Source organism: Mucilaginibacter sediminis, from assembly GCF_051903035.1.
In the GTDB taxonomy this organism is placed as follows: Bacteria; Bacteroidota; Bacteroidia; order Sphingobacteriales; family Sphingobacteriaceae; genus Mucilaginibacter.
In genome coordinates, this window is record NZ_CP170602.1 from 4,437,555 (window position 1) to 4,450,902 (window position 13,348).

General features: G+C 37.6%; 10 protein-coding genes. 2 read left to right on the forward strand and 8 right to left on the reverse strand.

The annotated features are described in order from the left end of the window. The first annotated feature begins 43 nt into the window (after positions 1–43). Entirely contained in the window at positions 44–1,399 is a 1,356-nt protein-coding gene (locus ACFGVS_RS18080; RefSeq protein ID WP_439695040.1) for an eCIS core domain-containing protein, read from the forward strand. A 42-nt stretch (positions 1,400–1,441) separates the two neighbouring features. After that, positions 1,442–2,791 carry an ATP-binding protein gene (locus ACFGVS_RS18085; RefSeq protein WP_439695041.1) on the forward strand — a complete coding sequence of 450 codons (1,350 nt, stop codon included), beginning with the start codon at positions 1,442–1,444 and terminating at the stop codon, positions 2,789–2,791. 226 nt (positions 2,792–3,017) lie between these two features. Here the strand turns inward: ACFGVS_RS18085 and ACFGVS_RS18090 are convergent, their stop codons facing one another. The 8 genes from ACFGVS_RS18090 to murJ form a co-directional block, all read right to left on the reverse strand. Beyond that, positions 3,018–4,367, reverse strand: coding sequence for an exopolysaccharide biosynthesis polyprenyl glycosylphosphotransferase (locus tag ACFGVS_RS18090; protein ID WP_439695042.1), 1,350 nt, complete (start codon positions 4,365–4,367; stop codon positions 3,018–3,020). A gap of 157 nt (positions 4,368–4,524) precedes the next feature. Continuing rightward, the gene (locus ACFGVS_RS18095; RefSeq protein ID WP_439695043.1) at positions 4,525–5,625 is read right to left on the reverse strand and encodes a glycosyltransferase family 4 protein; all 1,101 of its coding nucleotides are present in this window, start codon (positions 5,623–5,625) and stop codon (positions 4,525–4,527) included. Further along, positions 5,622–6,680, reverse strand: a complete 1,059-nt coding sequence (locus tag ACFGVS_RS18100; protein ID WP_439695044.1) for a glycosyltransferase family 4 protein — start codon at positions 6,678–6,680, stop codon at positions 5,622–5,624. Before ACFGVS_RS18100 ends, ACFGVS_RS18095 begins: the two co-directional genes overlap by 4 nt. Positions 6,681–6,682: 2 nt before the next feature. Beyond that, a complete protein-coding gene (locus ACFGVS_RS18105) occupies positions 6,683–7,849 on the reverse strand; it encodes an O-antigen polymerase (protein ID WP_274210525.1) in 1,167 nt (388 codons plus the stop codon). 76 nt (positions 7,850–7,925) lie between these two features. Continuing rightward, positions 7,926–8,975, reverse strand: a complete 1,050-nt coding sequence (locus ACFGVS_RS18110; protein ID WP_274210526.1) for a glycosyltransferase family 2 protein — start codon at positions 8,973–8,975, stop codon at positions 7,926–7,928. Continuing rightward, the gene (locus ACFGVS_RS18115; RefSeq protein WP_439695045.1) at positions 8,968–10,488 is read right to left on the reverse strand and encodes a hypothetical protein; all 1,521 of its coding nucleotides are present in this window, start codon (positions 10,486–10,488) and stop codon (positions 8,968–8,970) included. Before ACFGVS_RS18115 ends, ACFGVS_RS18110 begins: the two co-directional genes overlap by 8 nt. After that, positions 10,485–11,777 (reverse strand): glycosyltransferase family 4 protein, encoded by a 1,293-nt coding sequence (locus ACFGVS_RS18120; protein ID WP_439695046.1) that lies wholly within the window; start codon positions 11,775–11,777, stop codon positions 10,485–10,487. Before ACFGVS_RS18120 ends, ACFGVS_RS18115 begins: the two co-directional genes overlap by 4 nt. Further along, on the reverse strand, positions 11,752–13,335 hold the full coding sequence (gene murJ / locus ACFGVS_RS18125) for a murein biosynthesis integral membrane protein MurJ (protein WP_274210529.1): 1,584 nt from the start codon (positions 13,333–13,335) through the stop codon (positions 11,752–11,754). The genes ACFGVS_RS18120 and murJ overlap by 26 nt, the downstream gene beginning before the upstream one ends. Positions 13,336–13,348 lie beyond the last annotated feature (13 nt).

The following is a 13,348-nucleotide window of genomic DNA, read 5'->3' on the forward strand; positions in this document are numbered from 1 at the left end:
GCAGATACCAATTTTTGTATTTTAAGAACTTAAATAAACCGCCATGGCAAATAAAGTAATATACCGTCGCCGTCGCCGCCAGGCTCCCGCGGCGCACGACAGCAAGTTTTTTAAGAAAGATGCCAGCCAGGAGCAATCCTTCTTTGGCGATCCTCAAAAGCAGGCTTTTTTCCAAAATCAGCATGTGCAGCGTAAATGCGACCATTGCGAACAGGAAGATAAAAAAGAAGTTCATCGCGCTGCCGATAAAAAGGAAGAAGAGAAGCCTGTGCACCGCATGGAAGATAAAAAGGAGGATAAGGAAGTGCACCGGGCGACGGATAAGAAAGAGGAAGATAAAACTGTTCACCGGATGGAAGATAAAAAAGAAGATAAAGGTGTGCATCGCAAAGAAGATAAAAAAGAAGACGAAAAAATGGCGCACCGTATGGAGGATAAAAAGGAGGAGAAGGACGTGCACCGTAAAGCTGACGCTGCAAGTTCACCGGCTACCACATCAGCATCTTCTTATATTTCAAACTTAGGCGGTAAGGGCAACGAACTGCCTGCGTCGTCAAAACACTTTTTTCAAACGACAATGGGTGCCGATTTCAGCGACGTCAAGATACACACAGGTACGGAGGCAGAGCAGTCGGCAGCTGCCATAAACGCTAAAGCTTATACTGTGGATAATCATATAGTTTTTGCTGCTAACCAGTTTAATACCGAAACGCACGAAGGCAAAAAACTATTAGCACATGAACTTACACATGTTATGCAACAATCGGATGGCATAAACCGGAAAGCTACCATACCTTCAACCACATTGCCGGAAGCAGAGCTGGAAGGCGGCATAGGCAATGTTACAGGAAAAGGCACTTCTACATCAAACCAGATTGCTCATGGCGGGGATGTTAAGGTTGAGGGGCTTACCACTGCAAATTATGATCATGGTACTTTTGCCACCACCGATATTACAGCCGAACGGACTAAAGGCTGTAAACCTTGCGGCAAAGCTCCTTGTGTTTCGCTGAAAGGTACACTGGTATCTGAGTTTCATGCCGACCCTAAAGTGAAACTCCCTACAGTTCCGCCAGGGCACACCCCTTGCGAAACAGAAAAGATCCAAACCTTTATTGATACCAAGCTAACCAACCACGAACAGGAGCACGTTAACGCGTTTAATACTTATAATGGTACAGTTAATACGCCATTTACCTTTACAGGTTGCTATACAGAGGCCGAGTTGAAAAAATTTGTGCAGCCCATTCACGATAAAATTGAAAAAGACCGCGAAACTGCAGCCAATTTGCTCAGTAAAAAGCTGGATCCGTTTTTAGAGAAAATAGGCACAGAGGAATGCACCGACAGACCGGCCACCACTACGACCAAACACGCCGCACCACCGCCGCATCATTAATCAATTTATGTTAATTCTCTTAAAATCGATACCTTTATTTTGATGATCCATCAGCTAAAAAAGATTACGCCGCCGGGCCTTGAAACAGCCATAAAACTATGTCGCGACCTGGTATCAGAACGGGTACAAGCACATTTTAACAACATCCCATTTGATGTAGTAAAATGGTATGATCAGCATGGTTACCAGTTAAGCAATGATCCTTTAGCAATTATCCCTGATATTAATGACCATGAAGCCTGGGTAACTGTAATGATCACACTGATTCCGCATGTGCAGCCCAACTTTTTCGAGTCTGTTATTTTGGAGCACCTCCCCAACGGTGGCGATTTTCCGGAAATTGGCGGGGTAAAAGCCACTAATCACCGCAGCATGTTGCCAACCGGCGAAACCCTGCAGTTCATCCTGGCCGGCACCAATGTTACTCAACGGGTGCGGCTTCAGCAACTATTTAGCCAGGACCATTTTTTTCATCGCCAGGGTATAATATGGCTGGAAAATGTTAAGGAAGGCGAGCCGATGATGAGCGGCCGCATCATATTAAACCCCGAATGGGTTGACAAGATTTTATTGGGGAAGGAAAGCCCACCCAGGTTCGGTCCCGATTTTCCGGCTAAGAAAATTGAAACCGGAATCCAGTGGGATGATGTTGTGCTTCACCCACGCACCATGAACCAGATAAATGATATTCGGGTTTGGTTATTGCATCACGACAAATTCAATAGCGATGCAAATCTTAAAGTTAAAATAAAACCAGGTTACAGGGTGTTGTTTTATGGGCCGCCAGGTACCGGAAAAACCCTGACCGCCGCACTTTTGGGAAAAGAATATGATAAAGACGTTTACCGGATAGACCTCTCACAAATTGTAAGCAAATACATAGGCGAAACAGAAAAAAACCTGGAAAACGTATTCAGAAAGGCCGAGACGAAAGACTGGATATTGTTTTTTGATGAGGCCGACGCACTATTTGGCAAGCGTACCAATGTGCAGAGCGCCCACGATAAATATGCCAACCAGGAAGTAAGCTATCTTTTGCAGCGCGTAGAGGATTTTCCGGGATTAATGATCCTGGCATCAAATTTTAAAAACAATTTGGATGACGCGTTTCTGCGCAGGTTTCATAGCGTGGTGCATTTTCCTATGCCAAATGCCACCGAAAGGCAAAACCTTTGGAACAAAACTTTACCTGCCGGGTTAAAATTAGATGCATCAATAAACCTTAAAGAACTGGCCGAGCAATTTGAACTAACCGGCGCATCTATACTCAGTGCGGTTCATTACGCCACGCTGCAGAGTTATGAGCGGGAGGATGGTATTTTATTCCATACAGATTTGATAGACGGCATAAGGAAAGAGTTTTTGAAAGAAGAAAAGTCGATAGATAATTGATTTAATGGTAAGTTTTACCAATGAAACGATTTTTAAGTTTTTTGGCGGTAATCATTTTATCATTGGCCGCCATCAAGCCTTGGAATCCCGGAGTTTTGGCGTTGCAAGATGCCAGAACAGGCGCTTAGTCTGTGATTCTCGCAAATCGCTCCGTTTGTACCTCCCAAACCGGGCGGTTCCAATTTCGTGTTCAATCCGAATAAATAACAAGCTAAACAAAAAGCTGTTATTTACCCTTTAACTGCGTCATCACTCTAATCGTTTTTAAGATTACGCCAATTTCACTATTTAAATTTATGTTATTAAGATAAAGTAAATCATAACGAATACGGTTGCACATTTGGTCAACATTTTCAGCATAGCCATAATTCACCTGCCCCATTGAAGTCAAACCCGGTTTCAAGCGTAACAACTTTTTATAATTAGGAGATCTTTCTATGAGCTGCTCTATAAAAAACTGGCGTTCGGGCCTTGGCCCTACAATGGACATATCACCTTTTAGTACATTCCAAAACTGAGGTAGTTCGTCTAATCGGGACTTTCTTATTACACGCCCCCATTTAGTAATCCGCGGATCGTGATCACTTGATAATTGAGGCCCTAATAATTCAGAGTTAACATACATGCTCCGAAACTTGTAAATTTTAAATGGCTTATTATTCCTTCCAATTCTTTCCTGAGCGTAAAACACCGGTCCTTTTGACGTCAACTTCGTTATTATCATTAACAATATAAATACCGGAAATCCCGGTATCATCACAAACAATGAAAACAGAATGTCAAAACACCGTTTAAAAATAACTATTTTAAGGCTAAGTTCAACAGAATTGGACAACTGAATTACCGGAAAACTTTTGTAATTGATAATAGTTGCACTACTGTTTTCAAGTACTAAATCAGAAACAAACTTAATTTTAATAGCATTCTGGTCGCCAAAATCAACAATGCTTTTAAGCAAACTCTGGTCAAGCGCCCTGTAACATATAAACACTTCTTTTACGTCTGTTTCTATAATTTTATCGAATAACATTTGCCTCGTCATTTTACTAAGCGATTCTTCTGTTATATTACCGACGAAATTATAGCCATATTCCGGCTGCTTCTCAAAAGAGCTTTTTACCCTGCGCGCGATATCTTCATTTCCGATTATAAGAATGTGCTTGATATTAAATCCCTTTTTGCGGATATAATCTAATCCCGCAAAAATCAATGATCGTTCAACAACTATTAAGATAAAAAACAGAAGGTAAGTAAAAAGCATTTCCCAACGGCTTACTTCATAAAACTTGAAAAAGTATACCACGCCAAGTACAGCTACCGAATGGTAAATAAGGGACGACAAAATTCTGTTGATGCTATTACTAAGTACCAACGGCCGTTGGATCACGTAATTTTTGGTTAATGAGGCAATAGAAACCCAAGCCATATTAACCAAAAGTAAAAAAACAGACGAAGTTATCTCATTGGAAAAGTAGTTAAATACCAATAAATGAGCGGATTGTATGCTAATATTTAATATTATTAAATCACTGATAAATGTGATTATGGGTAGGAGTTTTGAGTAACGTATATTCATAAGGGTTAAGGATAAGGATGCGCAAATGTAATACTTTTTCACTTATAATGCACTAATTATGCAAAAATGACAACAACTACTACAAATACGACTACTAACTCATAAACGCTACAACACAACATTAATTATTTATTATTTTGAAAAAAAGTGCAACACGCTAAGTCTTCTTGCTAATGATATAGTCCAGAATCTCCTTTTTAAACCTTTCAGTTGAAAACCCGGCCGCGTGTGTAACAATTTCATTATAATTAAAAAATGATTTATTAACATCAAACCATTCAACCGCTTGTTTGATTGATTCTACCGATTGCTCGTCGAAAAATATTCCTGTTTTGTTTTCGATGACGCTTTCTAAAGCCCCGCCTTTTTTATAGGCGATAACTGGCGTGCCGCAAGCCTGTGCTTCTACCGGTAAAATGCCGAAATCCTCTTCGGCTGCAAAAACAAAAGCCTTTGCTTCTGCCAGGTACCTTTTTAACTCATGAAATGGCTGATGTCCCAATAATATAGTATTTGACTTTGCTAATTTGCTCACTTTTTTAAAATCAGGCCCATCCCCAATAACAAAGAGTTTTTTATCCGGCATTTGGGCAAAAGCCTGAACAATCAGGTCAATTTTTTTATAGGGCACAAACCTCGAGCAAGTGACGTAATAATCACTCTTCTTATAAACAGGCAAAAAATCTTCTGTTGCAACGTTAGGATGAATAACTGTGCTTTCGCGGCCGTAAATCTTCTTGATACGCTTAGCGATATAGTTTGAATTGGCTATAAAATGATCAACACGGTTGGTGCTAATAATATCCCAGGCCCGGATCCGATGAAGCAGGTATTTTGCGACAAATCCCTTTACACCTTTATTCAATCCGGATTCTTTTAAATACTGATGGTGCAAGTCCCAGGCATATCTTATCGGAGAGTGGCAATAACAAATATGCAACTGGTTTGAATTTGTTAACGCCCCCTTGGCCACGGCATGAGAAGATGAAATGACCAGGTCATAACCCGACAAATCAAATTGTTCAACCGCGAGGGGGAACAGTGGTAGGTATGACCTGTATTTTGTTTTCGCGAAAGGCAGCTTCTGAATAAATGATGTTGTTATCTTATGATTGCTAAGATTCAACGCCTTAATAGTTTCATCCCGCGCAACCAATGTAAAAATATCGGCATTCGGATAAAGTGAGGCTATTTCTTTAAAAACATTTTCTGAGCCGCCAATAACGGTAAGCCATTCATGTACTAATGCTACTTTCAAATTTTAATAATTAAAGTTTCTACTGTTTTGGCAATTTGCTTAGCCGACACTTTCCAACTAAATCTGTTACTGTTTTGCTTACCTTTTTTAATGAGACTATTACGCAAATCCCCGTCGTTAAGTAATAAGTCTATCCTTTTCGATATATCGTTTGTATCAAGAGGATCTAAGTATAAACTGGCATCGCCGCAAACTTCCCGCAAGCTGGGAATATCAGAAACAAGGGTAGGGCAGCCATATTGCATAGCCTCGATAGGAGGAAGCCCAAAGCCTTCATATAGGCTTGGATAAACAAACATTTGCGCTTGCATATATAAACCCGCTAACTGAGCGTCATCAACACGCCCCGTAAATATGACGTTTCCATTGGTTCTGAGCATTTCGTTACCCTGGTTATTAAAAATTGAATTAACATCGCCAACAATAACAAGTTTGAGATCTTTGTTAGTTGTTAATTTAAAAGCTTCTATAAGGTTCAGGATATTTTTTCTTTTATCTATCGATCCAACCGTTAAAATATACCTCCCGTAACCTGCCCCGGCGTATTTTGGAGCCGCCAGATCTGATACTCCATTATATATTACTTTTATTTTTCGAGGATCAATCCCAATGTACTTCACAATTTCCGACTTAGAGAAATCACTAACGGTGAAAACAATTTGGGCCTTTTTAGCAATTCGCGGGATTAGAAATTTATAGAAGCGTACGAAGTTTTTGCTAAACCAATCGGGATTGACTAAAAAAGCAACATCATGCAACGTTATGGCCTGATTGTTATAAAAAAGCGGAGCTACGTTACACAAGTTGATCAAAAATGGCGTCTCATTTTTTTTTAAATACCGGGGCAGGTCAATTTGCTCCCAGGCAACACCACTACGCTTACCTATTATGGCTACTTCAAGTTCTGCCGCTAACTGATGGTGAATAATATTTGACGGGGCAACAAATTTAACCGAGGGCGTCAACGCTTTTAAATGCCGGGCAATTTCGATGGCAAAACGTTGTACCCCGGTAAGTTTTTGGGTAAGAAAACGGGCGTTTACTACGATATTCATTCTTACTTCTTCAGGATAAAAATGTAAAAAAAGAGTACAATAAGTGGCGGAAAAAACATGTAAGAGAAAACGTAAAAGCCAGAAAATTGCATTCCAATTAAACTATAAAAAGTAATAGCTACAATATTTTTAGCCATGTTTCGATTTTTCATCCAGTGTTTAAGATATTTGGTAAAATATCCAATTATTAACCCGGATATCAAACTTACCATAATTACACCGGGCCAGGAAAACGACGTATATCCCCATATTGATACCGGTAGCCGTAAGCCCCCCGATGTAATGTCATTTAGATCGGTATCAGGGCTTATAACACTTAGTGCCCAAACCGATGGATTCCATTTATAATGTCCTGGCACCAATCCTCCCAAAAAAGTTTTACCATAGGTGAGTTCGGGATTGAGCAAATACATTTTTAAAAACTGCAACTGATCTGATATATCCGGAGCTCCGGAGGCGATAAGCGTCCATATGGAATCTTCAGCGTACAGATCCGTAAATTGATCTATACCAAAAATGAGCCCTATAATATAATAAGAGATACTGCCAACAATAATGGTTAGGGAATTTATAATAACAAACAGCCATGAATATATTTTACCCTTACTGGCACATACTAAACCAATAACTGTTAATAAGGCAAATGCCGTTGTGCCCCGGTTTAATGTCGATAATAATACGCATGACGCCAATATAATTAATGAAAAATTAAACAGGCTTCTTTTTAGATAAAACAATATAAACCCAAAAGCGATAGCATTAATTAAAATAAGATTAGCAACCCGGTATAAAACCGCAACTCTCATGTAAGGAGCCTGATATGGTCCTCTAAAAAACTTGGCGTTGAGTGGATCACTTGCAAAGGCGGGCACAAAGCCCATCACCAGGTAGCTTAATAACATCCCCACTATGCCAACTATCAAAAATATCTGTGTAAGCTTTATAAATCTTTTTTCGTAAAACTCATCGCTTCTGATCACAAAGCTTAAGGGCATTGTTATAAGAGGCAAAAAGTTACCAAGCAGTATGCCAACCAAATAGCAAAAAGCCCCTAAAACTGTTATTTTATAAAACAGGTCAAAAACTTCGCCGTTGTAATTTTCATTATCGCTTAACATTAACAACGGAACAAAATAAGCTACGAACACAAAACCAACATTTAACCACATGGGGATGTTGTATCTGCTTGGCCAAATTATTAGCGGTCCGATTGCTAAAATTGTTAATGAAATAAAGAGAATGAAATTACCCATTATTCATGTTGTTATTATGATAATCAGTGGCCAAAACTTTAATAACTGCTTTGGCCGTTTTATTTACAAATGCAAATCTACCTTTACAAAGCCTTTTTAATAACGCATAAATAACTCCGGGGGTAACTGTATATAAACAGCTGGGATACCATTTTTTTGTAAACTTGAGCCTATTAACTATCGAATAATAATCAGCAAAAGATTTATCTTTATTTTTGCCGCCGAAAGAAGCTCCTTCAATTGAAGTGCCTTCTTTATGATATACAATCGCGTTGGCCTGTAATGCCGGCTTAAACCCCTTTTGTTTGCTTGCCAAAATCCAATCCAACTCCTCATAGTACAAAAAATAGTCGTCATTCATCAAACCTACTTTTTTCAAAAACGAAAATGGCAAAAACATTGATGCACCAACTATATAATTATCCGGGTTCATTGTAAAATTATCATATTGTCCGTTATCAATTTCGCCTTCGCCAACATGATAGGTGCTGCCTAACCACTTGTTGTATCTGCCTGCCACCGCCTGTAATACTTCTTTTTTATAATAAAAGTTAAGCTTACTACCTAATATGGTGTCGCCTTCCCCATTTTTATAAAATCCAATCAGGTTTTCGAGGCAATCTTTTGCAATAACAGTGTCGTTGTTTAACACCCATATAAAAGAAGATTCATCAGCCTGCCTTAATATGTAGTTAAAAGCTAAATTATTAGCAGCGGCAAAACCCTTATTAGCAGCCCTGACAAATAATAAACGCTCGTTTTTTAAATAAGGCATATCGTTAAGCTGCTCTTCTTTGATATAGCTATAAGGGATAGGCTTTTTAACTAACGGATAAACTAATTCTGGAAATAAAGTCTCTATATCATCTTTGCTTTGGCCGTTAAGCCAGTTATGGATGTTATTTTCAGAAATATCATCAGGAGAATTATCTATAAGAATAACCTGAAAGTCCTGGTAAGACGATTTCAACACGCTTTCAAGACACTCGATGGTGTCCTTATATTTGGTATAATTTACTACTACAATGAAAGCTCTATTCATGTTTTAACTCTGCTTCAATCAGTATTTTTTTACAGGTGAAATACTGTAAAAAAGCCATCTTGTTTAACATTCTTTTTATTGGATGCGTTTCGTCAAAGCTATAGCCAAAAACTTTTTTATATTGCAGATTAAAGGAGTTTAGAAACTTAATTAGCGAAGTTTTAGAATAGAAATTAACCTGCGAACTTTTTGCAAGCGTTAAGCGCCCAAACTTTAAATCGTTTTTCATGAACCCTAAAACAGTTCCTAAGCTCCTGTAATTGGGCACTACAATAATTAGTTTGGTATCCTGCCGCATCAATTTTATAACATTTTGCATATACTCTAAAATATTCTCCTGGTAGGGCAATACGGTATCTAAAATAATCACGTCGGCCGCTGCAGGCATATCATTGTCAGTATAACACTTTACGGCAACTCCATTGGGCCAATTATCATTTAATGCCGATTTGAACATTGAATTGGCATATAAGGTAAAGCTGCTTTTTTTCAAAAACCTTAATTCCTGAACCGATGATAACCCATGGTGAATGATTACCGGTACCGGCGATTTTACTTTATTTATTACCTGGTCAATAAAATCAGCCTTCTGTACCGCATCATCCAGAGGTATTTTGACCGGTTTATTATTTTCTTCCAGCTGGTTATCTGAGGCTACCTTGATAACATAGTCTGCCAAAGCTTCGGTTGTTAAGTTTCTCCGTGTATGATCTAATAACAAATTGACTTGCTGGTTATATGCCTCATCAGAAAAAGAAATTTTACTTTCAATCTTTGTTTTTATATCCAGCAATACATCCTTTGGGAAATTGGTCAATGTGTTAGCAGGACAATCCTTTAAATCTTTAAAGTACGGCAGGCAGCCATTTGCTAATATTTCATAATGCCTAAGACAATCCCAGCCTTCCTTCTTAAACGTAGCTGCAAACTTGGATGTTCGATAGTCGGCGTAATATGATTCTTCTGTTTTGTAAATATACGTATTAAGTTCTCCGGGGTAGTTTATCGCCCAATCCCGGCTTTTATGAGGAACGCTATCGACAATTTTTTCGACCGGAATTGCAAAACTGATTGGGTATACGTTCTTTTGAGTGCTTACTAATTCTCTTTTAAAATAAAGCCCCTTACTTACCAATTGAGGAAGCACAGATGTTCTGTCTTCGCCATCAATAAATATAATTTTATTTGAAGGATAGTTATCAAACACCTCTTTTAAAAACAATTTACACTGTTGTACACCACCATAGATTATGTATCTATAATAATTATTTTCAATTCTACTGGCAATTTCGGTTATTGATGGTACATTTTTAACCTGAGTATTCAAAAGGCCATATAAAGAAAAGCCTTTTCCATATAAATGTTGCTGCTCATCTGGCAACAAGGTGTTGTACATATACCACATGTCATTAACAGATTCTACATCTTTACCATACTTTTCTTTTAAGCCATGGTATAAAGAATCACATAGATAATCTGGCTGACCGGCACCACTAATAAATAATATTTTCATGAAAGTTTCTTTCTGATAATGCCCGAAAGTTTATTATAAACTTTAAACGCCAGGGTTTGATAATACCAAACTTTTACTTTACCTAACTTGTCAATTTCGCCAAATAGCTCATTACATCTGTTTTTGTAATCAACCTTAAGATTGTCGCCCCAGTCAACAATTAAACTCGGTCTTTTTTCAAATTCAACACCTAATTTGTCAAATACCAGTTGCTCAAGGCTATATACAATTGCCTGGGCATTGTACGAACAAGAAATTTTATCAATGGAGTTTTTTCCCATTTCTTTGGCCAATAATGGATTTGAGCTTATTTCGTTAATGGCCTGGGCTATTGTTTCTTTTAAACGATAAGATACAAATCCTGTAACTCCGTTATCAACAACCTCAACCTGGGCGTTATCTTTAGCCGGGGTACTTATAGTTACTACCGGTACCCCCATGCTCATGGCCTCGGCCATAACCATTCCAAAACTTTCACCTATGTTACTTGCGGCCAAAAACACATCCATAGCTTTATAATAGGTTAAAAGCTGCCTCATATCTGATGTATTGTTTAAGATTACCACGCTATCGGTTATTTTTAATTTTTTTATAACCGACTTCATGTTTTTTGTGGCGCCCACAAGTAAAAATTTAGCCTCTCTGTTATATTTAAGATATTCTTTAAATGCGATAAGGGTTATTACATCAAACTTATGATCATCGGCACGACCTACTCTTCCAACCACAAAACAATCAGCAATGTTGTGCATTTGTTTAAACTTAATTACTTCTTGCCCCCCCGGTTCAATATCTTTGCCTTTCAAAAAGTCGATATCAACAGGATAAGGCAATACCTTTCGTTTATAGGCATATTGATCTGCAAAAGCTTTGTCAAGCTTCATACGTCTTACCAAAATCATTTTTGATATATACAGATCAAAATCAATTAAATCATAATAGCGGGATTTTTCAAAATGGCCAAAAACGTTGGTCTGTATAATTAACCGGGGTTTGTTTTTATTTAAAAAAGCAAAAAGTTTGTTGTCAACCTGGCCATAACCGTGCCAATGAAAAACATCAGTTTGCCGTATAAGCGTTTCAAATTTTTCAAAATCACCATTTAACACCACTACGTTTATACCCAGATCGCTAATTAGTTTTTCTCTTTCGCCACCTTTATAAAGACCTACAGCGGTAACGTCAAACCTTTCTTTGTCTAAATATTTACAATATAATTGAAGTGCATATTCTGTTCCACCCAAGCCTAACTGGTCTGCACATTCAATAATTTTTATCTTTTTTCCCATTTAACGAAATCCGTTTATACGATGAATTGAAAAATCTTTTAATTACCATGGCTTCCTCCATATTCAACACCAAAATAAGCCCCAGTTCTGTAAAAAAAATGAATGCTAAAATGACCGAAACCATTATTAAATTATCTTTTAAATACGGTTTAAGATAATCGCGTAAAAAGTAACCGCCAACCGATAGGGCTAAAAATATAAACAATACTAAAAAAGCATCAGTGAGCATCTTTTTCCGAAACTCTTTTAAACCAAAATACATCAATATAAGCCCCATAACAAGGTTAGATAGCATTGAAGAAATTGGAAAAGTATTTAACTCAAAATATTTATTAAAAAACAGGTTAAAACATATTTTTACCAAATAAGTTAAAATTACAACTTTTGAGAAAAAGTAAACCCTTTTTTGCGCTATCAGTAGTTGTGTGTAAACCACATAAAATATCACAGCAAATAACCCCAATCCATACCATCGCAATAATAAACTTGTAGGTTCAACGTACAGTTCAACAAATTTTCCTCTTACCAATATAATTTCAACAATTTCGCGTGGTACAATTATGAGCATAATTGCTATTGGAAGTATTATCAAGGCTGTAAACCGAAAGTATTTCTGAGTTTCCTGCATCAGTTCTTCGCGCGTATTTTTTACAGCATATAATGATAGCAGTGGGGTTAGCACCGTGGTTACCACAGCAATCATAAGGCCTGTTGGTAGTTCTGTAAATTTTCTTGCGTAATCAAGCATCGAGGTGCTTCCAGTTCCCTTGGTTGTTGTTAAGTTCCGCTCAATAATGGTATCGGCCTGAGAAAACAAATAATTGACGTACAACGGCAGCGCAAAAATAAAAAACGGTTTTACCAGCTGCAAACTCGGCATTACAAGCCTAAATTTGTAGTTGAATTTAAACCTAAGCTCCTTGTATAATATTGCAAGTAGCAATATGGAACTTACATAAGCCGATACAATCAATGAATAAATACCTATAGACGGCGATAGCACTATTATTAAAATGATGTTCAGCGTAAGGGAGATAAAAGAAAACAAATCGGGGATAAAATATGATTTATAGGCATTTAAAATTGAACTCCAGATATTAACAACCTCAAGCATGACCAATGAGGGAATTAAAATATTAATCATAGAAACCAGCACATTCTTTTGTGCCGGCGTAAAACCGGGAGCAAATAAATCTGCCAGATTTGGCGAGAAGCAATAAACTAAAATACTGATAATTAACGATATGATAATTATTGTAGAAATTAGCGAGTTGGTTGCGTCATTAACCTTTTGCTCTGATTCCTCTTCGCGGATATGAATATATTTGGTGATAAATGTTTCATTAACCGGGCCAAAAAAAAGTTGTATAAATACCGTTATAATTGACACACCAACCAGCCAGGCATCTCTATCGGATGAAGCACCAAAATATTTTGCCGATAAAATAATGATAACCAACGTTAACACCGCTTTAACAACTTTAAGCGCACCAAGCCCAATAGTAATAGAGATACTTGATTTTTTAAAATACTGATTTAATCTGGACGTAAATTTCAATATGTTTTTAATT

Coding starts and splice junctions, on each gene's coding strand:
- ACFGVS_RS18090 (WP_439695042.1), bottom strand. CDS start 4,367: ATGAATATACGTTACTCAAAACTCCTACCCATAATCACATTTATCAGT.
- ACFGVS_RS18080 (WP_439695040.1), top strand. CDS start 44: ATGGCAAATAAAGTAATATACCGTCGCCGTCGCCGCCAGGCTCCCGCG.
- ACFGVS_RS18115 (WP_439695045.1), bottom strand. CDS start 10,488: ATGAAAATATTATTTATTAGTGGTGCCGGTCAGCCAGATTATCTATGT.
- ACFGVS_RS18105 (WP_274210525.1), bottom strand. CDS start 7,849: ATGTGGTTAAATGTTGGTTTTGTGTTCGTAGCTTATTTTGTTCCGTTG.
- ACFGVS_RS18120 (WP_439695046.1), bottom strand. CDS start 11,777: ATGGGAAAAAAGATAAAAATTATTGAATGTGCAGACCAGTTAGGCTTG.
- ACFGVS_RS18100 (WP_439695044.1), bottom strand. CDS start 6,680: ATGAATATCGTAGTAAACGCCCGTTTTCTTACCCAAAAACTTACCGGG.
- ACFGVS_RS18085 (WP_439695041.1), top strand. CDS start 1,442: ATGATCCATCAGCTAAAAAAGATTACGCCGCCGGGCCTTGAAACAGCC.
- ACFGVS_RS18110 (WP_274210526.1), bottom strand. CDS start 8,975: ATGAATAGAGCTTTCATTGTAGTAGTAAATTATACCAAATATAAGGAC.